This is a genomic window from Streptomyces sp. NBC_01198 (genome assembly GCF_036010485.1).
Classification (GTDB): domain Bacteria; phylum Actinomycetota; class Actinomycetes; order Streptomycetales; family Streptomycetaceae; genus Actinacidiphila.
Window position 1 is genome coordinate 4,932,579 of sequence record NZ_CP108568.1, and the last position, 17,049, is coordinate 4,949,627.

At 72.3% G+C, this 17,049-nt stretch carries 13 protein-coding genes and 1 pseudogene; 6 read left to right on the forward strand and 8 right to left on the reverse strand.

Annotated elements, in window-relative coordinates; genetic code table 11:
• Nucleotides 1-19 precede the first annotated feature (19 nt).
• Both OG702_RS22090 and OG702_RS22095 read right to left on the reverse strand, forming a co-directional pair.
• Complete coding sequence (locus tag OG702_RS22090; RefSeq protein ID WP_327290647.1) at nucleotides 20-2,452, reverse strand: HAD-IC family P-type ATPase; 2,433 nt, start codon at nucleotides 2,450-2,452, stop codon at nucleotides 20-22.
• Nucleotides 2,453-2,515: 63 nt separating this feature from the next.
• On the reverse strand, nucleotides 2,516-2,794 hold the full coding sequence (locus OG702_RS22095) for a DUF2530 domain-containing protein (RefSeq protein ID WP_327290648.1): 279 nt from the start codon (nucleotides 2,792-2,794) through the stop codon (nucleotides 2,516-2,518).
• Between the two features lie 179 nt (nucleotides 2,795-2,973).
• Here OG702_RS22095 and OG702_RS22100 point away from each other — a divergent pair, with 179 nt between their 5' ends.
• Nucleotides 2,974-4,428, forward strand: a complete 1,455-nt coding sequence (locus OG702_RS22100) for an NCS2 family permease (protein WP_327290649.1) — start codon at nucleotides 2,974-2,976, stop codon at nucleotides 4,426-4,428.
• On the opposite strand, the gene OG702_RS22105 is transcribed toward OG702_RS22100, so the two are convergent.
• On the reverse strand, nucleotides 4,398-4,682 hold the full coding sequence (locus tag OG702_RS22105) for a hypothetical protein (RefSeq protein ID WP_327290650.1): 285 nt from the start codon (nucleotides 4,680-4,682) through the stop codon (nucleotides 4,398-4,400). The genes OG702_RS22100 and OG702_RS22105 overlap by 31 nt on opposite strands.
• Nucleotides 4,683-4,964: 282 nt before the next feature.
• Between OG702_RS22105 and OG702_RS22110 the strand changes: the two genes are divergently transcribed.
• Together OG702_RS22110 and OG702_RS22115 are read left to right on the forward strand one after the other, a co-directional pair.
• A complete protein-coding gene (locus OG702_RS22110) occupies nucleotides 4,965-5,342 on the forward strand; it encodes a MarR family winged helix-turn-helix transcriptional regulator (RefSeq protein ID WP_327293318.1) in 378 nt (125 codons plus the stop codon).
• Nucleotides 5,343-5,381: 39 nt separating this feature from the next.
• A pseudogene (locus tag OG702_RS22115) lies at nucleotides 5,382-6,716 on the forward strand (MFS transporter); the annotation flags it as partial.
• Between the two features lie 516 nt (nucleotides 6,717-7,232).
• Here OG702_RS22115 and OG702_RS22120 read toward each other — a convergent pair.
• Both OG702_RS22120 and OG702_RS22125 read right to left on the reverse strand, forming a co-directional pair.
• Nucleotides 7,233-8,228, reverse strand: a complete 996-nt coding sequence (locus OG702_RS22120; protein ID WP_327290651.1) for an aldo/keto reductase — start codon at nucleotides 8,226-8,228, stop codon at nucleotides 7,233-7,235.
• A 112-nt stretch (nucleotides 8,229-8,340) separates the two neighbouring features.
• Complete coding sequence (locus OG702_RS22125; protein WP_327290652.1) at nucleotides 8,341-8,715, reverse strand: winged helix-turn-helix transcriptional regulator; 375 nt, start codon at nucleotides 8,713-8,715, stop codon at nucleotides 8,341-8,343.
• A gap of 67 nt (nucleotides 8,716-8,782) precedes the next feature.
• Between OG702_RS22125 and OG702_RS22130 the strand changes: the two genes are divergently transcribed.
• On the forward strand, nucleotides 8,783-9,679 hold the full coding sequence (locus OG702_RS22130; RefSeq protein ID WP_327290653.1) for an MBL fold metallo-hydrolase: 897 nt from the start codon (nucleotides 8,783-8,785) through the stop codon (nucleotides 9,677-9,679).
• Nucleotides 9,680-9,713: 34 nt separating this feature from the next.
• Here OG702_RS22130 and OG702_RS22135 read toward each other — a convergent pair whose 3' ends face one another.
• On the reverse strand, nucleotides 9,714-10,394 hold the full coding sequence (locus OG702_RS22135) for a GDSL-type esterase/lipase family protein (RefSeq protein WP_327290654.1): 681 nt from the start codon (nucleotides 10,392-10,394) through the stop codon (nucleotides 9,714-9,716).
• Between the two features lie 47 nt (nucleotides 10,395-10,441).
• Between OG702_RS22135 and OG702_RS22140 the strand changes: the two genes are divergently transcribed.
• A complete protein-coding gene (locus tag OG702_RS22140) occupies nucleotides 10,442-11,479 on the forward strand; it encodes a hypothetical protein (RefSeq protein ID WP_327290655.1) in 1,038 nt (345 codons plus the stop codon).
• Between the two features lie 95 nt (nucleotides 11,480-11,574).
• Here the strand turns inward: OG702_RS22140 and serC are convergent, their stop codons facing one another.
• Entirely contained in the window at nucleotides 11,575-12,693 is a 1,119-nt protein-coding gene (gene serC, locus OG702_RS22145) for a phosphoserine transaminase (protein ID WP_327290656.1), read from the reverse strand.
• A gap of 161 nt (nucleotides 12,694-12,854) precedes the next feature.
• On the opposite strand from serC, the gene OG702_RS22150 reads away from it, so the two are divergent.
• The gene (locus OG702_RS22150) at nucleotides 12,855-15,749 is read left to right on the forward strand and encodes an FAD-binding and (Fe-S)-binding domain-containing protein (protein ID WP_327290657.1); all 2,895 of its coding nucleotides are present in this window, start codon (nucleotides 12,855-12,857) and stop codon (nucleotides 15,747-15,749) included.
• Nucleotides 15,750-15,848: 99 nt separating this feature from the next.
• Here the strand turns inward: OG702_RS22150 and OG702_RS22155 are convergent, their stop codons facing one another.
• Nucleotides 15,849-16,949: a citrate synthase 2 gene (locus OG702_RS22155; RefSeq protein WP_327290658.1), complete on the reverse strand. Its 1,101-nt coding sequence runs from the start codon at nucleotides 16,947-16,949 to the stop codon at nucleotides 15,849-15,851.
• Between the last annotated feature and the right edge of the window lie 100 nt (nucleotides 16,950-17,049).

The following is a 17,049-nucleotide window of genomic DNA, read 5'->3' on the forward strand; positions in this document are numbered from 1 at the left end:
CCCGCGGTGGCGCCGCCGCTCACGCCGCCGCGGCCTCCCTGCGCCGCACCAGCGCCCAGGAGAACTCCAGCGCCACCGCCCCCAGCACCGCGATCCCGGCCGCCGACCACGGCACCAGGGTGCCGACCAGGCGCAGCGCGAAGAAGCGCTGCAACGACGGTGTGACCAGCACGATCACGAACAGCAGGCCCATCGCGAGCACCAGCGTCACCCGCCACCAGGTGTAGGGGCGGGCGACGATCGCCAGCACCCACATCTCGGTCAGGAACAGCGTCAGCGTCGCCGCACTGGTCTCCGCGCCCAACGATCCAGCCCCCGTGTAGTGGTGGCGCGCCATCAGATACGCCACGAAGGCCGCGACCCCGCAGATGAGCCCGGCGGGTGTCGAGTACCGCATGACCCGGTGGACGAAGTGCGGCCTGGCCCGCTCCTTGTTGGGCGCCAGCGCCAGGAAGAAGGCCGGCACCCCGATGGTCAGCGTCGACAGCAGCGTCAGATGCCGCGGCAGGAACGGATACGGCACCTGCCAGCACACCACGAGCACCGCGAGCAGCACGGAGAACACCGTCTTGGTGAGGAACAGCGTCGCGACCCGGGTGATGTTGCCGATCACCCGGCGCCCCTCGGCCACCACCGAGGGCAGCGTCGCGAAGCTGTTGTCCAGCAGCACGATCTGCGCGACCGCCCGGGTCGCCTCGGAACCCGAGCCCATGGCCACGCCGATGTCCGCGTCCTTGAGGGCCAGCACGTCGTTGACGCCGTCACCGGTCATCGCCACGGTGTGGCCGCGGGACTGCAGGGCGCCCACCATGTCCCGCTTCTGCTGCGGGGCGACCCGGCCGAAGACCGCGCCGCGCTCCAGCGCCGCCGCCAGCGCGTCGCGCTCGCGCGGCAGATCGCGTGCGTCCACCGGGTCCTCGGCCCCCGGCAGCCCGAGCTTGCCGGCGACCGCGCCGACCGACACGGCGTTGTCGCCGGAGATCACCTTGGCCTGCACGTCCTGCTCGGCGAAGTAGCGCAGGGTCGCGCGGGCGTCGGGCCGCAACCGCTGTTCGAGCACCACCAGCGCCACCGGCAGCACCGAGGCGGCGACCTGCGGGTCGTCCAGCGGGCGCTCCGCGCGGGCCAGCAGCAGAACCCGCAGCCCCTCGTCGTTGAGCCGGCCGATGTCGCCGAGCGCGCGATGCCCGGCAGGCAGCAGCACGTCGGGCGCGCCGAGCAGCCACGTACTGTCCGTGCCGTCCGGTTCGGTGAAGGCCGCGCCGCTGTACTTGCGGACCGAGCTGAACGGCAGCGTCCCGGTGCCGCGCCAGTCCGCCGCGCCGCCCGGCGGATAGGCGTCGATGACCGCCTGCAGGCTGGCGTTCGGGTGCCGGTCGACGCTGCCGAGCGCGGCCAGCGCGCGGACCGCGTACGCCTCGTCGCCACCGTCCAGGATCCGCAGCGCGGTGACGTCCATGCCGCCCTCGGTGAGGGTGCCGGTCTTGTCCAGGCACACCACGTCGACCCGGGCCAGGCCCTCGATAGCGGGCAGTTCCTGCACCAGGCACTGCTTGCGGCCGAGCCTGACCACCCCGATCGCGAAGGCGATCGAGGTGAGCAGCACCAGGCCTTCCGGCACCATCGGCGTGATGCCGCCGACCGTACGGCGTACCGCCTCGCGGGTGTCGTGACTGTCCACGGTGAACTGGCTGATGATCAGCCCGATCGCGGTCGGGATCATCATCCAGGTGACGTACTTGAGGATCCGGCTGATGCCCTGGCGCAGTTCGGAGTCGACCAGCGTGAAGCGGGACGCCTCGGCGGCGAGCTGGGCGGCGTAGGCCTGCCGGCCGACCTTGGTGGCGGTGAAGGCGCCGCCGCCGGCGACCACGAAGCTGCCGGACATCACCGTGTCGCCGGCGTGCTTGACCACCGGGTCCGCCTCGCCGGTGAGCAGCGACTCGTCGACCTCCAGGCGGTCGGCCTCGTCGACCACCCCGTCGACCACCACCTTGTCGCCCGGGCCCATCTCGATCAGGTCGCCGAGCACGATCTGCGAGGTGGAGATCTCGCTGGCCACGCCGTCCCTGCGTACCGACGGCCTGGCCTCGCCGATCACCGCGAGGCTGTCCAGGGTCCGCTTGGCGCGCAGTTCCTGGACGATGCCGATCGCGGTGTTGGCGACGATGATGAAGCCGAACAGGCCGTCCTGGATCGGCCCCACCACCAGGATGACCAGGAAGAGCCCGCCGATGATCGCGTTGAAGCGGGTGAGGACGTTGGCCCGGACGATCCCTGCGGTGGAGCGGGAGGACCGCACGGGGATGTCGTTGACCTGGCCCGCCGCGATGCGCTGCGCCACCTCCGCACCGCTCAGCCCCGGGTGCCGCGCGACCACCCCGGCGTCCGTACCGCTGCCGGCGTCGTTGCCGGTACCCGAGCCCGCGCCGGCGCCCGTGCGTTCCGTCATGGACCGACGGTACGTGGCAAGTGCGGCTTTCCCCCCGTTCTGCGTGCTTGTGCGCCGGGGGTGTTACGCGCGCTGGGGCGTCTGCCCCTCGGCGGCCGCGGCCGCCCGCGCGATGGCGTCGCGGCGGGCCCGCACGTACTTCAGGCCGATCAGGCCCAGCACGCCGCCGGCCGCGCACGCCCAGATGAACCAGGTGTGGCCGTGGTCGGAGTACCAGCCGTAGAAGGGGAGCTGCACGACGAAGAGCGCGAACCAGATGATCGTGCCGACCGTGACGGTGGCCACGTCGTTGGCCTCCAGCGGCTCGGGGGCCTCGCGCAGGGGACTCCGCTGCTTGCTCATGCCCGCCATCGTATGCGGCGGCCCCGCCGGGCCGGGAGGGAGGCCGTACGGCCGGGGTCTACGCGCGGAGATGGTGTTTGACCAGTTGGGTATTCATACTGAATCTCGTCACTGTTGACTGAAAACATTCGTATGATCGCCCAACTGCGGGCGAGATCGTGCCACCTTTGAGGACTCACATGCCCACCTCGGCCCCCGCTCCGGTCGACATGGGTCGGTCGTCCGGCCGGCCGCCCGCCAACGCCCTGGACCGCTATTTCCGCATCTCGGAGCGCGGCTCCTCGATCCCACGGGAGATCCGCGGCGGCCTGGCCACCTTCTTCGCGATGGCGTACATCATCGTGCTGAACCCGATCATCCTGGGCTCCGCGGTCGACAAATTCGGCCACCACCTGGACGGCGGCCAGCTGGTCACCGCGACCGTGATCACCGCGGCCTTCACCACCCTGCTGATGGGCGTCATCGGCAACGTGCCCATCGCACTGGCCGCCGGGCTCGGCGTCAACACGGTGGTGGCGCTGCAGCTCGCCCCCCGGATGAGCTGGCCCGACGCGATGGGCATGGTGGTGCTGGCCGGCATCGCCATCATGATCATGGTCGCCACCGGGCTGCGGGAGCGGGTGATGACCGCGGTGCCGCTGGGCCTGCGCAAGGGCATCGCGATCGGCATCGGCCTGTTCATCCTGCTGATCGGCCTGGTCGACTCCGGGTTCGTCACCCGCATCCCGGACGCCGCGCACACCACCGTGCCCGTGCAGCTCGGCTCCGACGGACACCTGCACGGCTGGCCGGTGCTGATCTTCATCCTCGGCGCGCTGCTCACCCTGGCGCTGATCATCCGCAAGGTCGCGGGCGCGATCCTGATCTCCATCGTCGCGATGACGGTGCTCGCCCTGATCGTGGACGCGGTCGCCGACGTCCCGGCCGCCCAGTGGGGCCTGACGGTGCCGAAGTGGCCGGGCAACCCGGTCTCCAGCCCCGACTTCGGCCTGATCGGCAAGGTCAGCCTCTTCGGCGGCTTCCAGCAGGTCGGCGTCGTGACCGGGGTGCTGTTCGTCTTCACCGTGCTGCTGTCGTGCTTCTTCGACGCGATGGGCACCATCCTCGGCGTCAGCGACGAGGCCGGGCTGCTCAACGCCAAGGGCGACCTGCCGGGCATCAACAAGGTGCTGATGATCGACGGTGTCGCCACCGCGGTGGGCGGCGCCAGCTCGTCCTCGGCGAACACCTGCTTCGTGGAGTCCACCGCCGGCGTCGGGGAGGGCGCGCGGACCGGGCTCGCCAGCGTCGTCACCGGGCTGATGTTCGTCTTCGCGCTGTTCCTCACGCCGCTGGCCACCATGGTCCCGGCGCAGGCGGCCACTCCGGCGCTGGTCGCGGTGGGCTTCCTGATCCTGGCCGGGTCGATCAAGGAGATCGACTGGAGCGACTTCACCATCGCCATCCCGGCGTTCCTGACGATGCTGCTGATGCCGTTCACCTACTCGATCACCAACGGCATCGGCATCGGCTTCATCAGCTTCTGCGCGCTGCGGCTGGTGGCAGGGCGCGGCAAGCAGGTCCCGGTGGCGCTGTACGCGGTCGCCGCCGTCTTCGCCTTCTACTACCTGATGCCTGCGCTCGGGCTGCTGTAGGGCGGGACGTGGTGCGGGACCGGGACCGGGACCGGGGCCTCGTCGGGGTCCTGGTCCCGGTCCGTTCCGTCCGGCCGGCGGTCGTAGAAACGCCGGGTCTCCTCGACCGCGGCCGTGAACCGCTCGTCGAAGTCGTCACGGACCAGCGTCGTGACGACGTAGTCCTGTGCGGTCATCCCGCGCTTGGCGGCACGCTCGCGGATGCGGTCCCACAGGTCTGCGTCTATGCGCAGGCTGAGCACTCTCGATGCCATGTGCCCACGGTCGCGGGCAGGAGCGCCCATGTGTGTCGTTTTCGCCTGCCATCTCACCCGTTCGGGTGAGATGTGCGCGCCCGGTGGTTGAACGCGCGGGGGGCGGCGTGGGGCCGGGCCGTAGTGGACGATCTGGAGGGACGTGCGGGTCGGGGGAACTCTCGCGGGGCGGGGGTGTTGCGTGCAGAGTGTACTTAGGCTACCTAATGAGCTAGGCTAAGCAACGTGACCGAACTGTCCGAGGACGACCGCGCCGCAGTCAACGAGCTGCGGGGCGCAGTGATGCGGCTCTCCCGCCGGCTGCGCCACCAGCGGGTCGACGAGACGCTGAGCCCCACCGAGATGTCGGTGCTCGGCACCCTTGCCCGCTGCGGCTCCGCCACGCCGGGGGAGCTGGCCCGCAAGGAGCACGTGCAGCCCCCGTCGATGACCCGCATCGTGGCGATGCTGGAGTCGAAAGGGCTGGTCCGCAGGGAACCGCACCCCGACGACCGGCGCCAGGTCGTGGTGAGCCGCACCGATCAGGCCGCGGCGATCCTCGCCGAGAGCCGCACCAAGCGGAACGCCTGGCTGGCCTCGCTCGCCGAGGGCCTCACGGAGGAGGAGCTGGCCGTGATGTGCCAGGCGGCCCCCGTCCTCGAAAAGCTCGCGCACCTGTAATCCGACCGCAGCAACCGATAATGGGGAGGCGAGTACCGATTGAGTTCGGCAGCCGGACCAGACGCCGCAACCGAACCTGACCGTCCCGCGGACACGAAAACGGGCACCTTCAGCGCTCTCAAGATCCGCAACTACCGGCTTTTCGCGACCGGGGCCGTGGTGTCCAACACCGGCACCTGGATGTCGCGGATCGCCCAGGACTGGCTGGTGCTCAGCATCACCGGCTCCTCGTTCGCGGTGGGCATCACCACCGCGCTGCAGTTCCTGCCGATGCTGCTCTTCGGCCTCTACGGCGGAGTGATCGCCGACCGCTACCCCAAGCGGCAGATCCTCCTGTGCACCCAGGCCGCGCTCGGCCTGCTCGGGCTGCTGCTGGCCGGACTCACCCTGGGCGGTGTCGTCCAGGTCTGGCACGTCTACCTGATCGCCTTCCTGCTCGGCATGGTCACCGTCGTGGACAACCCGACCCGGCAGACCTTCGTGGTCGAGATGGTCGGCCCCTCGGTGATGCGCAACGCCGTCTCGCTCAACGCCGCCAACTTCCAGGCCGCCCGGCTGGTCGGCCCGGCCGTCGCCGGTGTGCTGATCACCGCGGTGGGCAGCGGCTGGGCCTTCCTGATCAACGGCCTGTCCTTCATCGCCCCGCTGACCGGCCTGCTGCTGATGAGCACCGCGGACCTGCACAAGATCGAACGGGCCCCGCGCGCCAAGGGCCAGCTCCGCGAGGGCCTGCACTACGTGGCCGGCAAGCCCGAGCTGATCTGGCCGATCGTGATGGTCGGCTTCATCGGCACCTTCGGCTTCAACTTCCCGATCTGGCTGTCCGCCTTCGCCAACAAGGTCTTCGACAGCGGCGCCGGCACCTACGGCCTGCTCAACACCCTGATGGCCGCCGGCTCCCTGATCGGCGCCCTGCTCGCCGCCCGCCGCACCCGTACCCGGCTGAGGATGCTGGTGGCAGCCGCCGCGGTCTTCGGCCTGCTGGAGGGAGCCGCGGCCCTCGCGCCGGCCTTCTGGCTCTTCGCCGCGCTGCTGGTGCCGATCGGCATCTTCGGGCTGACCTTCAACACCACCGCGAACGCCACCGTGCAGCTCGCCACCGAGCCCGTCATGCGCGGCCGGGTGATGAGCCTGTACATGATGGTCTTCGTCGGCGGCACCCCCGTCGGCGGCCCCGTCATGGGCTGGGTGACCGACACCTACGGGGCCCGGGTCGGCTTCCTGTCCGGCGGCCTGATCTCCGCTGCCGCCGCCATCTCGGTGGGCCTGGTGCTGGCCAGGGCGGCGGGCCTGCGCCCCCGCCTGGACCTCAGGCGCGGCAGCGGCCGCCCGCTGGTCGCCTTCGTCCCGCGTGACCCCGCCCGGGCGGGCGCGGCAGCCCCTGCCGACGCAGCCGGCACCGGCACCGGCACCGGCACCGGCACCGGCTCCAGCTCCGGGTCCGGCAAGGCTGACGACGGCGGCCCGTCCGACCGGGACCCGGGTTCGGGCGACGGCCAGGGCTCGGACTCCGGGTCAGGCCCGGCCTCCGGTACGGGCTCGGCCTCCGGCACGGGCACCGGTACGAGCGGTGCCGACGACACCGCCCCGCAGCTGACCCCGGCGGTGTAGGGCCGGGGAGGGCGGTCCGGCCGTCCGCGGCGGTGCCGTCCGGCACCCGCCGCGGCCACCGGGCCCCCGGTGCCCCGCCGCCCGATCGCGGGACACCGGGCCCAGGCGGTTAACCTTCGGAGCGTGGACCCCAAGACCCGAACCCGTGTGATGACCGCCGCCTTCGTCCTGATGCTCGTGGTGGTGGTCGTGGCCGCCGCGGTGCGCTGACCGCCTCATCGGGCTCATCGGGTTCGCCCGGGTCGTGCCCGGGCCGGGAACGTCCCGCCGCCCGTCCTGCTACCAGGCGAAGGCCTCGGGGGACGGGCCGGTGCCGGGGAAGATCTCGTCCAGCGATGCCAGGAACTCCTCGGACAGCTCCAGCTCCACCGCCCGAAGTGCCGACTCCAGCTGCCCGGCGGTGCGCGGCCCGACGATCGGCCCGGTCACCGCGGGACGGGTGAGCAGCCACGCCAGGCCCACGTCACCCGCGTCCTGCCCGTGCTTCTCGCACAGGTCCTCGTAGGCCTGGATCTGTGCGCGCTGCGCCGGATCGGCCAGCGCTTCGGCGGCCCGCCCGCCGGCCGAGCGGGACGCGCCGCCGTCGCGCTGCTTGCGCAGCACGCCACCCAGCAGCCCGCCGTTCAGCGGCGACCAGGGGATCACGCCGAGGCCGTACTGCTCTGCCGCCGGGATCACCTCCATCTCCGCCCGCCGCTCCGCGAGGTTGTACAGGCACTGCTCGGAGGTCAGCCCGAGCGAACCGCGCCGCTGCGCGGCCTCGTTGGCCTGGGCGATGTGCCAGCCGGCGAAGTTGCTCGACCCGGCATAGAGGATCTTGCCCTGGGCGACCAGGACGTCGATCGCCTGCCAGATCTCGTCCCAGGGTGTCGCCCGGTCGATGTGGTGGAACTGGTAGAGGTCGATGTAGTCCGTGCCCAGCCGCTTGAGGCTGGCGTCGACCGCCCGGCGGATGTTCAGCGCCGAGAGCTTGTCGTGGTTCGGCCAGGCGTCGCCCTCGGCGGCCATGTTGCCGTAGACCTTCGTGGCCAGCACGGTCTTGTCGCGGCGCCCGTCGCCCTTGGCGAACCAGCTGCCGACGATCTCCTCGGTGCGGCCCTTGTTCGCGCCCGCTCCGTAGACGTTCGCGGTGTCGAAGAAGTTGACGCCGGCGTCGAGTGCCGCGTCCATGATCGCGTGGCCGTCCGCCTCGTCGGTCTCCGGACCGAAGTTCATGGTGCCGAGCACCAGACGGCTGACCTTGAGACCCGTACGTCCGAGCTGTGTGTACTTCATGGCTTCCAGCCAAGCCCTTCGAGTGCGCTCGAATCAAGGGGCCCTTACCGCCGTCCCGGGAGTCCCGCGGGCCGGACCCGACCCCAAGGCCCGGGCACCTCGGGCCGAGAGCTCACCCGGGCACGTCCTGCCCGCCGGCCGCCGCCCACGTCCCGAGCGCCCGCAACTGCTCCCGCAGGGACCGGCCGAGCGCGGTCAAGGCGTACTCGACGCGCGAGGGCGTACTGCCGCCCCCCTGCGGCGCACGGCTGACCAGGCCGCGCTCCTCCAGGTTCCGCAGCGTGCGGGTCAGCATCCGGCGGCTGATCCCCTCGATGGCGCGGTCCAGCTCGTTGAAGCCGCACGGCTGTTCCGCCAGGACCCGGATGACCGCCGGGCTCCACTTGTCGCCGACCGTGCGCAGCACACCCGTCACCGGGCAGCTCTCGTACGCCGCGGTGGTGACCAGCGGGACCTGGCGGTCGGCGGTGCCGCCGTCAGCGGACATGACTGCCTCCAGTGGACATGAATGTGCCTTCTTTCCGGCCCCGGGCCCGGGACGGACGATGGGGCCCATGGACACCATCGAGTGGGGCGGCGTCCGTGTGACGCGTATCGGGCTGTTCGAGAACGCACCGCTGCCGCCTGCCGCCTTCTTCCCCGCCACCGACCGGGCCCGCTGGGAGGCCAACCGTTCGTGGCTGGCTCCCGCCCACTGGGACCCGGACGCCGACCGGGTACGGATCGCCGTACAGGCGTGGCTGCTGCGCAGCGCCGGGCGTACGGTCCTGGTCGACACCGGGCTCGCGGCGGACAGCGCCCGCACCGGCGTCCACCCCGGCGGCGTCTCGCTGGTCGAGGCGCTCGCGGCTGCCGGGGTGGCCGCCGACGACGTCGACACGGTGGTGAACACCCACCTGCACGCCGACCATGTGGGCGGCAACACCCGCTTCGACAGCTCCGCGGGCGAGCGGGTTCCCGCCTTTCCCCGGGCCCGCTACCTCTTCTCCCGCGCCGACCTGGACTTCTTCGACTCGCGCACGCTCACAGAACAGCCCGGCCGCAGTGCCGTCGTGCACGCCGAGTCGATCGAGCCGGTGCTGCGCGCCGGGCAGGCCGACGTCTGGGAGGGCGGCCACGTCATCGACGAGCACCTGCACCTTGAGCCGGCCCCCGGCCACACCCCGGGGCACGCCGTCCTCTCGCTGACCGCGGGCGGCGAACGCGCGCTCTTCGTCGGCGACCTGCTGCACTCCCCGCTTCAGGTGCTCACCCCAGAGGTCTCCAGTTGCTTCTGCCACGACCCGGCGACTGCCGCCCGCACCCGGCGACGGGTCCTCGAACAGGCCGCCGACGAGCGCGCGTTGCTGGTGCCTGCGCACTTCGGAGGCGCCCGCGCGGTCGAGGTCGCCCGCGAGGGCAGCCGCTTCGCCCTGACCGGCTGGGCGGGCTTTCCGGCCGGCGCCGCGTGAGCCGCGTCATTTCGCGCGCCGGCGACCGGCGCGACTACGGCACGGCGTAGGGCGCCCCGAGGCCCCAGGCCTGATACATGGCGTCGGCGAAGGCCGCCGCCAGCTTGTGCTCGCCCGCCGCGTTCGGATGCGTGCCGTCGTAGGTGTCGAGCAGGATGTCGTACCCCTCAGGGCGGGAGGCCAGCAGCAAGGGGGAGACGGGCGAGTCGTGGTCGGCGACCGCCTTGGCCAGCAGCGTGTTCAGCTCCGCGCACTGGTCGGCGAAGCCAGGATCCAGATCGGCGCGGGTGTTGGGGATCACCGGCAGCAGCACCATCCGCAGCCGGGGCGCGGCCCCGCGGGCCTCGGCGATGAAGCGCTCCACGTTGGCCGCGGTCTGCCCGGGGTCGGTGTAGAAGCCGAGGTCGATCAGGCCGAGCGAGACCAGCAGCACGTCCGGCCGGTGCTCACGGACCACGTCGCCGATCACCGGCGCCAGGTGCTGCCAGCCCTCGCCCCAGCCCGCCAGATGGCGCCGGGCGCGCGGCGGGAACGACGGGTCGGCGTAGTCGGCGGAGACCGCCGCGTCCGCCGCCCTGTCGTAGAGCCCGTCGCGCGGGCCGACCACGGAGAAGGGCTCGCCCAGCGTGCACAGGTGCTGCCACATCCGGTAGCGCCAGGTGTAGTCGCCGGCGGCGCCAACGGTCATGGAGTCGCCGACGAAGAGGTAACGCATGCCGGGCATCATCCCCGACCGCCGGCCGACCAGGGACACTGGGGTCCATGCGCGCGTACATTCCGACGGCCGCCGCCTGTGCCGCCCTCGCCCTGGCCTGGGGCTGCGCGGTGCCCGCCGCCGCGGACTCCGGGCCGTCCACCGCCTTCACCATCACCGACCCCCGCATCACCGAGTCCAGCGGCCTGGCCGCCAGCCGCCTGCACCCCGGGGTCTACTGGACGCACAACGACAGCAGCGACGGCCCCTACGTCTACGCCGTCGACTCGGCCACCGGCAAGACCGTCGCCCGGGTGACGATGCGCGGCATCGACCCGCGGGACGTGGAGGCCATCTCCATCGGCCCGGACGGCGACCTCTACGTCGGCGACATCGGCGACAACCTCGGCGGCGCCTGGCCGGAGGTGTGGATCTACCGCTTCCACGAACCGGCGCACCTGCGCGACCAGACCGTGGACGTCACCCGCTACACCGTCCGTTACGACGCGGGCCCGCGCAACGCCGAGGCGATGATGGTCCAGCCGCAGACCGGGCGGGTCTACATCGCCAGCAAGAACGAGGACGGCGGCGGCCTCTACCGCGGCCCGGCCGAGCTCAGCGCCCACGGGGTCAACCTCTTCCGGCGGATCGCCGACGTGCCGTGGGTGACCGATGGCGCCTTCTCCCCCGACGGCAGCCGCCTGGTGCTGCGCGGCTACTTCTGGTCGGCGGAATACCGCTGGACCGGCGGCGCCCCGCACAAGCTCACCGACCTCACCGTCCCCATGCAGCCGCAGTGCGAGGGAGTGACCTTCACGCCGGACGGCAGAGCAGTCATGTACAGCAGCGAGGGCAGGAACAGCCAGGTGTGGCGGGCCCCGCTGTCCGGCAGCGAACTGCCCGACAGCGTAAGGACCTCGTCGCCTTCCCCCACGAAGGGCGGCGCCGGCACCCCGCAGAGCGGCGGAAGCAGCCAGGGTGGCGCGGCCGGCCAGGACTCGTCCTCCGGTGGCGGCGGCCACCGGACGCTGGGCCTCGGGGCGCTGGCACTCGTCGGCCTGCTGGGCCTCGGCCTGCGCCGGGCGACACGCCGCCGCCGGGCCTGAACCCGGCGGCGGTGCGGTGACGTGCGGTCAGCCGGCCGTAGCCGAAGCCGGCCGGTCAGAGCTGAAACCGACTGATCGGATCTGAAGCCGACCGGTCAGAGCTGACCGATGACGTAGTCGATGCAGGCGGTCAGCGCCTCCACGTCGGACGGCTCGACGGCCGGGAACATCGCCACCCGCAGCTGGTTGCGGCCCAGCTTGCGGTACGGCTCGGTGTCCACGATGCCGTTGGCCCGCAGCACCTTCGCCACGGCTGCCGCGTCGATCCCGTCCTCGAAGTCGATGGTGCCGACGACCTGCGAACGCTGCGCGGGCTCCGCCACGAACGGCGTCGCGTAGGGCGCCTTCTCCGCCCAGCCGTACAGCCGCGAGGAGGAGTCGGCGGTGCGCTCGGTCGCCCAGCTCAGGCCGCCCTGCCCGTTGATCCACTCCAGCTGCTCCTTGAGCAGGAAGAGAGTGGCCAGCGCGGGCGTGTTGTACGTCTGGTTCTTCTGCGAGTTGTCGATCGCGGTCGGCAGGTCGAAGAACGCCGGGATGTGCCGCCCGGACGCGGCGATCGAGGCGGCGCGCTCCAGGGCCGCGGGGGAGAACACGGCGATCCACAGGCCGCCGTCGGCCGCGAAGGACTTCTGCGGCGCGAAGTAGTAGACGTCGGTCTCCGCGATGTCGACCGGCAGGCCGCCTGCGCCCGAGGTGGCGTCCACCACGACCAGCGCGCCGGCGTCCGCGCCCGCGACCCGGCGGATCGGGGCCGCGACACCGGTCGAGGTCTCGTTGTGCGTCAGGGCGTAGACGTCCACGCCCGCTTCCGCGGCCGGCTCCGGGTGGGTACCGGGCTCGGACTTGACGATCGTGGGCTCGTCCAGCCACGGCGCCTGCTGCGCCGCCTTCGCGAACTTCGACGAGAACTCACCGAAGGACAGATGCTGGGACTTGGTCCCGATCAGGCCGTGGGTCGCGACGTCCCAGAACGCGGTGGAGCCGCCGTTGCCGAGCACCACCTCGTAGCCGTCGGGGAGGGAGAACAGCTGCTTGACGCCGTCGCGGACCTGCCCGACCAGGTTCTTCACCGGCGCCTGGCGGTGGGAGGTGCCGAGCAGGGACGTCCCGGTGGCGGCCAGCGCGTCGAGCGCCTGCGTCCGCACCTTGGAGGGGCCCGACCCGAATCGACCGTCGGCGGGCTTGATGTCAGCGGGAATCTGGATATCGGCCACGACCGCAGCGTAGCCCGTTACGGGGCGGTTTCCGCGGGCGTTCCATCCGGTGAGACGCGGATCGCCGGCGTGCTCGCGACCTGCTGCGGACGGCCCGCCGGAGGGTGCGGGGCACGGGTGTTCGGCGGGCCGGAGCGCCGCGGGTCGGGCAAGGTGGGGGTATGACGGGTGACCAGGCCGGCGAGGTGGAGCGGGCGCTGCGGGAAGCCGTGCGCGGGGCTGTGGAGTGGGGCGCAGGGGCGCGGTCGGTGATGACGATGGACGCGTCCAACTACCGCAAGGTGCCGGTGGGAGTGGTGGCGCCGGTGGACGCGGAGGACGTGGCGGCGGCGCTCGGGGTGTGCCGGGAGTACGGAGTGCCGGTGACCGCCCGCGGCGGCGGGACGTCGATCGCCGGGCAGGCCGTCGGCACCGGCGTCGTCATGGACTTCACCCGGCACATGAACCGGCTGCTGGAGATCGACCCGCAGGCCAGGACCGCCCGGGTGCAACCGGGCCTGGTGCTGGACGCCCTGCGCCGGGCCGCCGCCCCGCACGGCCTGACCTTCGGACCCGACCCCTCCACCCACAGCCGCTGCACCCTCGGCGGCATGATCGGCAACAACGCGTGCGGCTCGCATTCGGTGGCCTGGGGCACCACCGCCGACAACGTACGGGCGCTCGACGTGCTCACCTACCGCGGCGAGATCGTCAGGCCGGGCGCCCCAGGTGACGCCTCCGCCCTGCCCGACCGGCTGCGGGACGGGCTCGCCCGGCTGGTGGACGGCAATCTGGCACTGCTGCGTACCGGCTTTCCCCAACTCCCGCGCCGCATCTCCGGATACGCCCTGGACCGGCTGCTGCCCGAGCACGGCAGGGACGTGGTGCGCGCCTTCACCGGCAGCGAGGGGACGCTCGGCGTGCTGACCGAGGCGACCGTGGCGCTGGTGCCCGCGCCGGCCGCACGGGCGCTCGCCGTACTCGGCTATGCCGACGAGAGCGCGGCGGCCGAGGCCGCGCACCTGCTGCTGCAGTGGCGGCCGTTGACGGTCGAGGGGATGGCCGCCGACCTGGTGGGGAAGGCCGCGGCGGAACTGCCCCGCGGCGGTGCCTGGCTGTTCGTGGAGACCGGCGGTGACTCCCCGGCGGAGGCGCTGGCCCGGGCGCAGGAGATCTGCCGGACGGCCGACGGCGTGACCGGTCACGCCGTCGTCGCCGACCCCGCGCGGCAGCGCGCCCTGTGGCGGATCCGGGAGGACGCCGCCGGTATCGCCACACGCATGCCCGACGGCACCGAGGCATGGCCGGGCTGGGAGGACTGCGCGGTTCCCCCCGCCCGGCTGGGCGCCTACCTGCGGGATTTCCGGGCCCTGCTGGCCGGGCACGGGCTGCGCGGCGCGCCCTACGGCCACTTCGGCGACGGATGCGTGCATGTGCGGATCGACTTCGACCTCGTCGATCCGGCTGGCGTCGCACGCTTCCGCCGCTTCTCCGAGGCCGCCGCGGACCTGGTGGTGTCACACGGCGGCTCCCTCTCCGGCGAGCACGGCGACGGCCAGGCTCGCGCCGAACTGCTGCCGAAGATGTACGGCCCGGATGTGATCGCACTCTTTTCAGATTTCAAGGACCTCTGGGACCCCGATGGCGGGATGAACCCGGGAACGCTTGTTCGCCCCGACCTCATTGATAGCAATCTTCGCTTCGCCGCGCTGCCGTCCGGCGCGGCCGGACCCGTCGATGTCGAATTCACTTATCCGGGTGACGGCGGTGATTTCGTTGCCGCCGTCCGCCGCTGCGTCGGAGTGGCCAAATGTCGTACCCCGGCGGTCGATGGGGACGGCGGTTCCGCTGTCATGTGCCCGTCGTTCCGGGTCACCGGCGAGGAGCGGCACTCCACCCGCGGCCGGGCCAGGCTGCTGCACGAGATGCTGGCGGGCGAGGTCGTCACGGACGGCTGGCGGTCCCAGGAAGTCAAGGGAGCGCTGGACCTGTGCCTGTCCTGCAAGGGCTGCAGGTCGGACTGCCCGGTGGAGGTGGACATGGCAACGTACAAAGCCGAATTCCTCCACCAGCACTATCGGGGGCGGTTGCGGCCGCGCGCGCACTACTCGATGGGCTGGCTTCCGGTGTGGCTGAAAATCGCCGCACGATTCGCCCGGCCGGTCAATTTCCTTGGCAGGGTCCGACCAACCGCGTGGGTGGCGAAACGTATCGCCGGCATCGCGAACGAGCGCGACATGCCCGAACTGGCGCCCGAGACATTCACTCGATGGTGGGATACCGACGACACGAACGGGGGACGCCGGGGGCCGGCCGACGGGTCGCCGGGCGCCGCTCGCACGGTCGTCCTGTGGCCCGACACCTTCACCGACCACCTCTCGCCCGAGGTCGGCCGGGCGGCGGTGCGGGTGCTGCGGGCGGCCGGACTGCACGTCACCCTCCCGCCTGCCGCGGTCTGCTGCGGCCTGACGTGGGTGTCCACCGGCCAGCTCGACCGGGCGAGGACCGTCATGCGGCGCACCCTCGACCGGCTGGCCCCCGTCCTCGACGCGGGCCTGCCGCTGGTCGTCCTCGAACCGAGCTGTGCCGCCGCCCTGCGCAGCGACCTGCCGGAACTGCTCGGCGCCCCGCGGGCCGCCAGGCTCGCCGCGTCGGTGCGTACCTTCGCCGAGGCGCTGGAGGAGTACGCGCCCGGCTGGGACCCGCCGCGCCTCGACCGCAGGGCGGTCGGCCAGACGCACTGCCACCAGCACGCGGTGCTCGGCGACGCCGCCGACCGCCGGCTGCGCGAACGCGCGGGCCTGACCGGCGACCTGACCGGCGGCTGCTGCGGCCTGGCCGGCAACTTCGGCTTCGAGGCCGGGCACTACGAGGTCTCGGCGGCCTGCGCACAGGAGGCGCTGCTGCCGGCGCTCCGGGCGGCCGGGCCCGACGCGGCGGTGCTGGCAGACGGTTTCTCCTGCCGCACCCAGATCGCCCAGCTCGCCGGCGGCCCGACGGCTCGCCACCTCGCGGAAGTCCTCGCGGAGGCGCTGGCCGAGCAGGACCAGCGACCGGATCCGGCCCGGCGGACCTAGCGCCGCGCCGGATGGCTAGCGCGGCCAGGCCGACCGGCTGACGCCGTAGCGGGTGCCCGGCGGGGTGCTGTCCGCCGGGCAGCCAGGCCGCGTCGGGGGTCAGGAGCGGGTGGTGGGGTCGCCCTCGATGTCGTGCAGGCTGCGCGAGCCCGGGCCGATGTAGCGGGCCGACGGGCGGACCAGGCGGCCGGTGCGCTTCTGCTCCAGGATGTGCGCCGACCAGCCGGCCGTACGCGCACAGGTGAACATCGAGGTGAACATGTGCGCGGGCACCTCGGCGAAGTCGAGCATGATCGCCGCCCAGAACTCCACGTTCGTGGCCAGGACGCGGTCGGGACGCCGCTCGTGCAGCTCGGCGAGCGCCGCCTTCTCCAGCGCCTCGGCCACCTCGTAACGCGGTGCGCCCAGTTCGCGGGCCGTGCGGCGCAGGACGCGGGCCCGCGGGTCCTCGGCGCGGTAGACGCGGTGGCCGAAGCCCATCAGGCGCTCGCCCTTGTCCAGGGCGGCCTTCACATAGGCCTCGGCGTCACCGGTGCGTTCGATCTCCTCGATCATGCCGAGGACGCGCGACGGGGCGCCGCCGTGCAGCGGTCCCGACATGGCGCCGACGGCGCCGGACAGCGCGGCTGCCACGTCCGCGCCGGTGGAGGCGATGACGCGGGCGGTGAAGGTGGAGGCGTTCATGCCGTGCTCGGCCGCCGACGTCCAGTACGCGTCCACCGCGGCGACGTGCCGCGGGTCCGGCTCGCCGCGCCAGCGGATCATGAAACGCTCGGTGATGGACTGCGCCTTGTCGATCTCCCGCTGCGGGACCATGGGCCGCCCCTGCCCGCGGGCGGACTGGGCGACGTACGACAGGGCCATGACCGCGGCGCGGGCGAGGTCGTCGCGGGCCTCCTCGGCGTCGATGTCCAGCAGCGGGCGCAGCCCCCACACCGGGGCGAGCATGGCCAGCGCGGACTGCACGTCCACCCGGATGTCGCCGGAGTGCACGGGGATCGGGAACGGCTCGGCCGGCGGCAGCCCGGGGTCGAACCGCCCGTCGACCAGCAGGCCCCACACGTTGCCGAAGCTCACATGCCCGACCAGCTCCTCGATGTCCACTCCGCGGTAGCGCAGCGACCCGCCTTCCCTGTCGGGTTCGGCGATCTCCGTCTCGAACGCGACGACTCCTTCGAGTCCGGGTACGAAGTCGGACATGCGGCGGCTCCTCTTGATGCTGTCGATGCTCGCGGCGGTACGGCTCTCCGGTCATGCCCCGTCACAGGAGTGCGCACCCTGCTCCATTCGGACCAGTCAT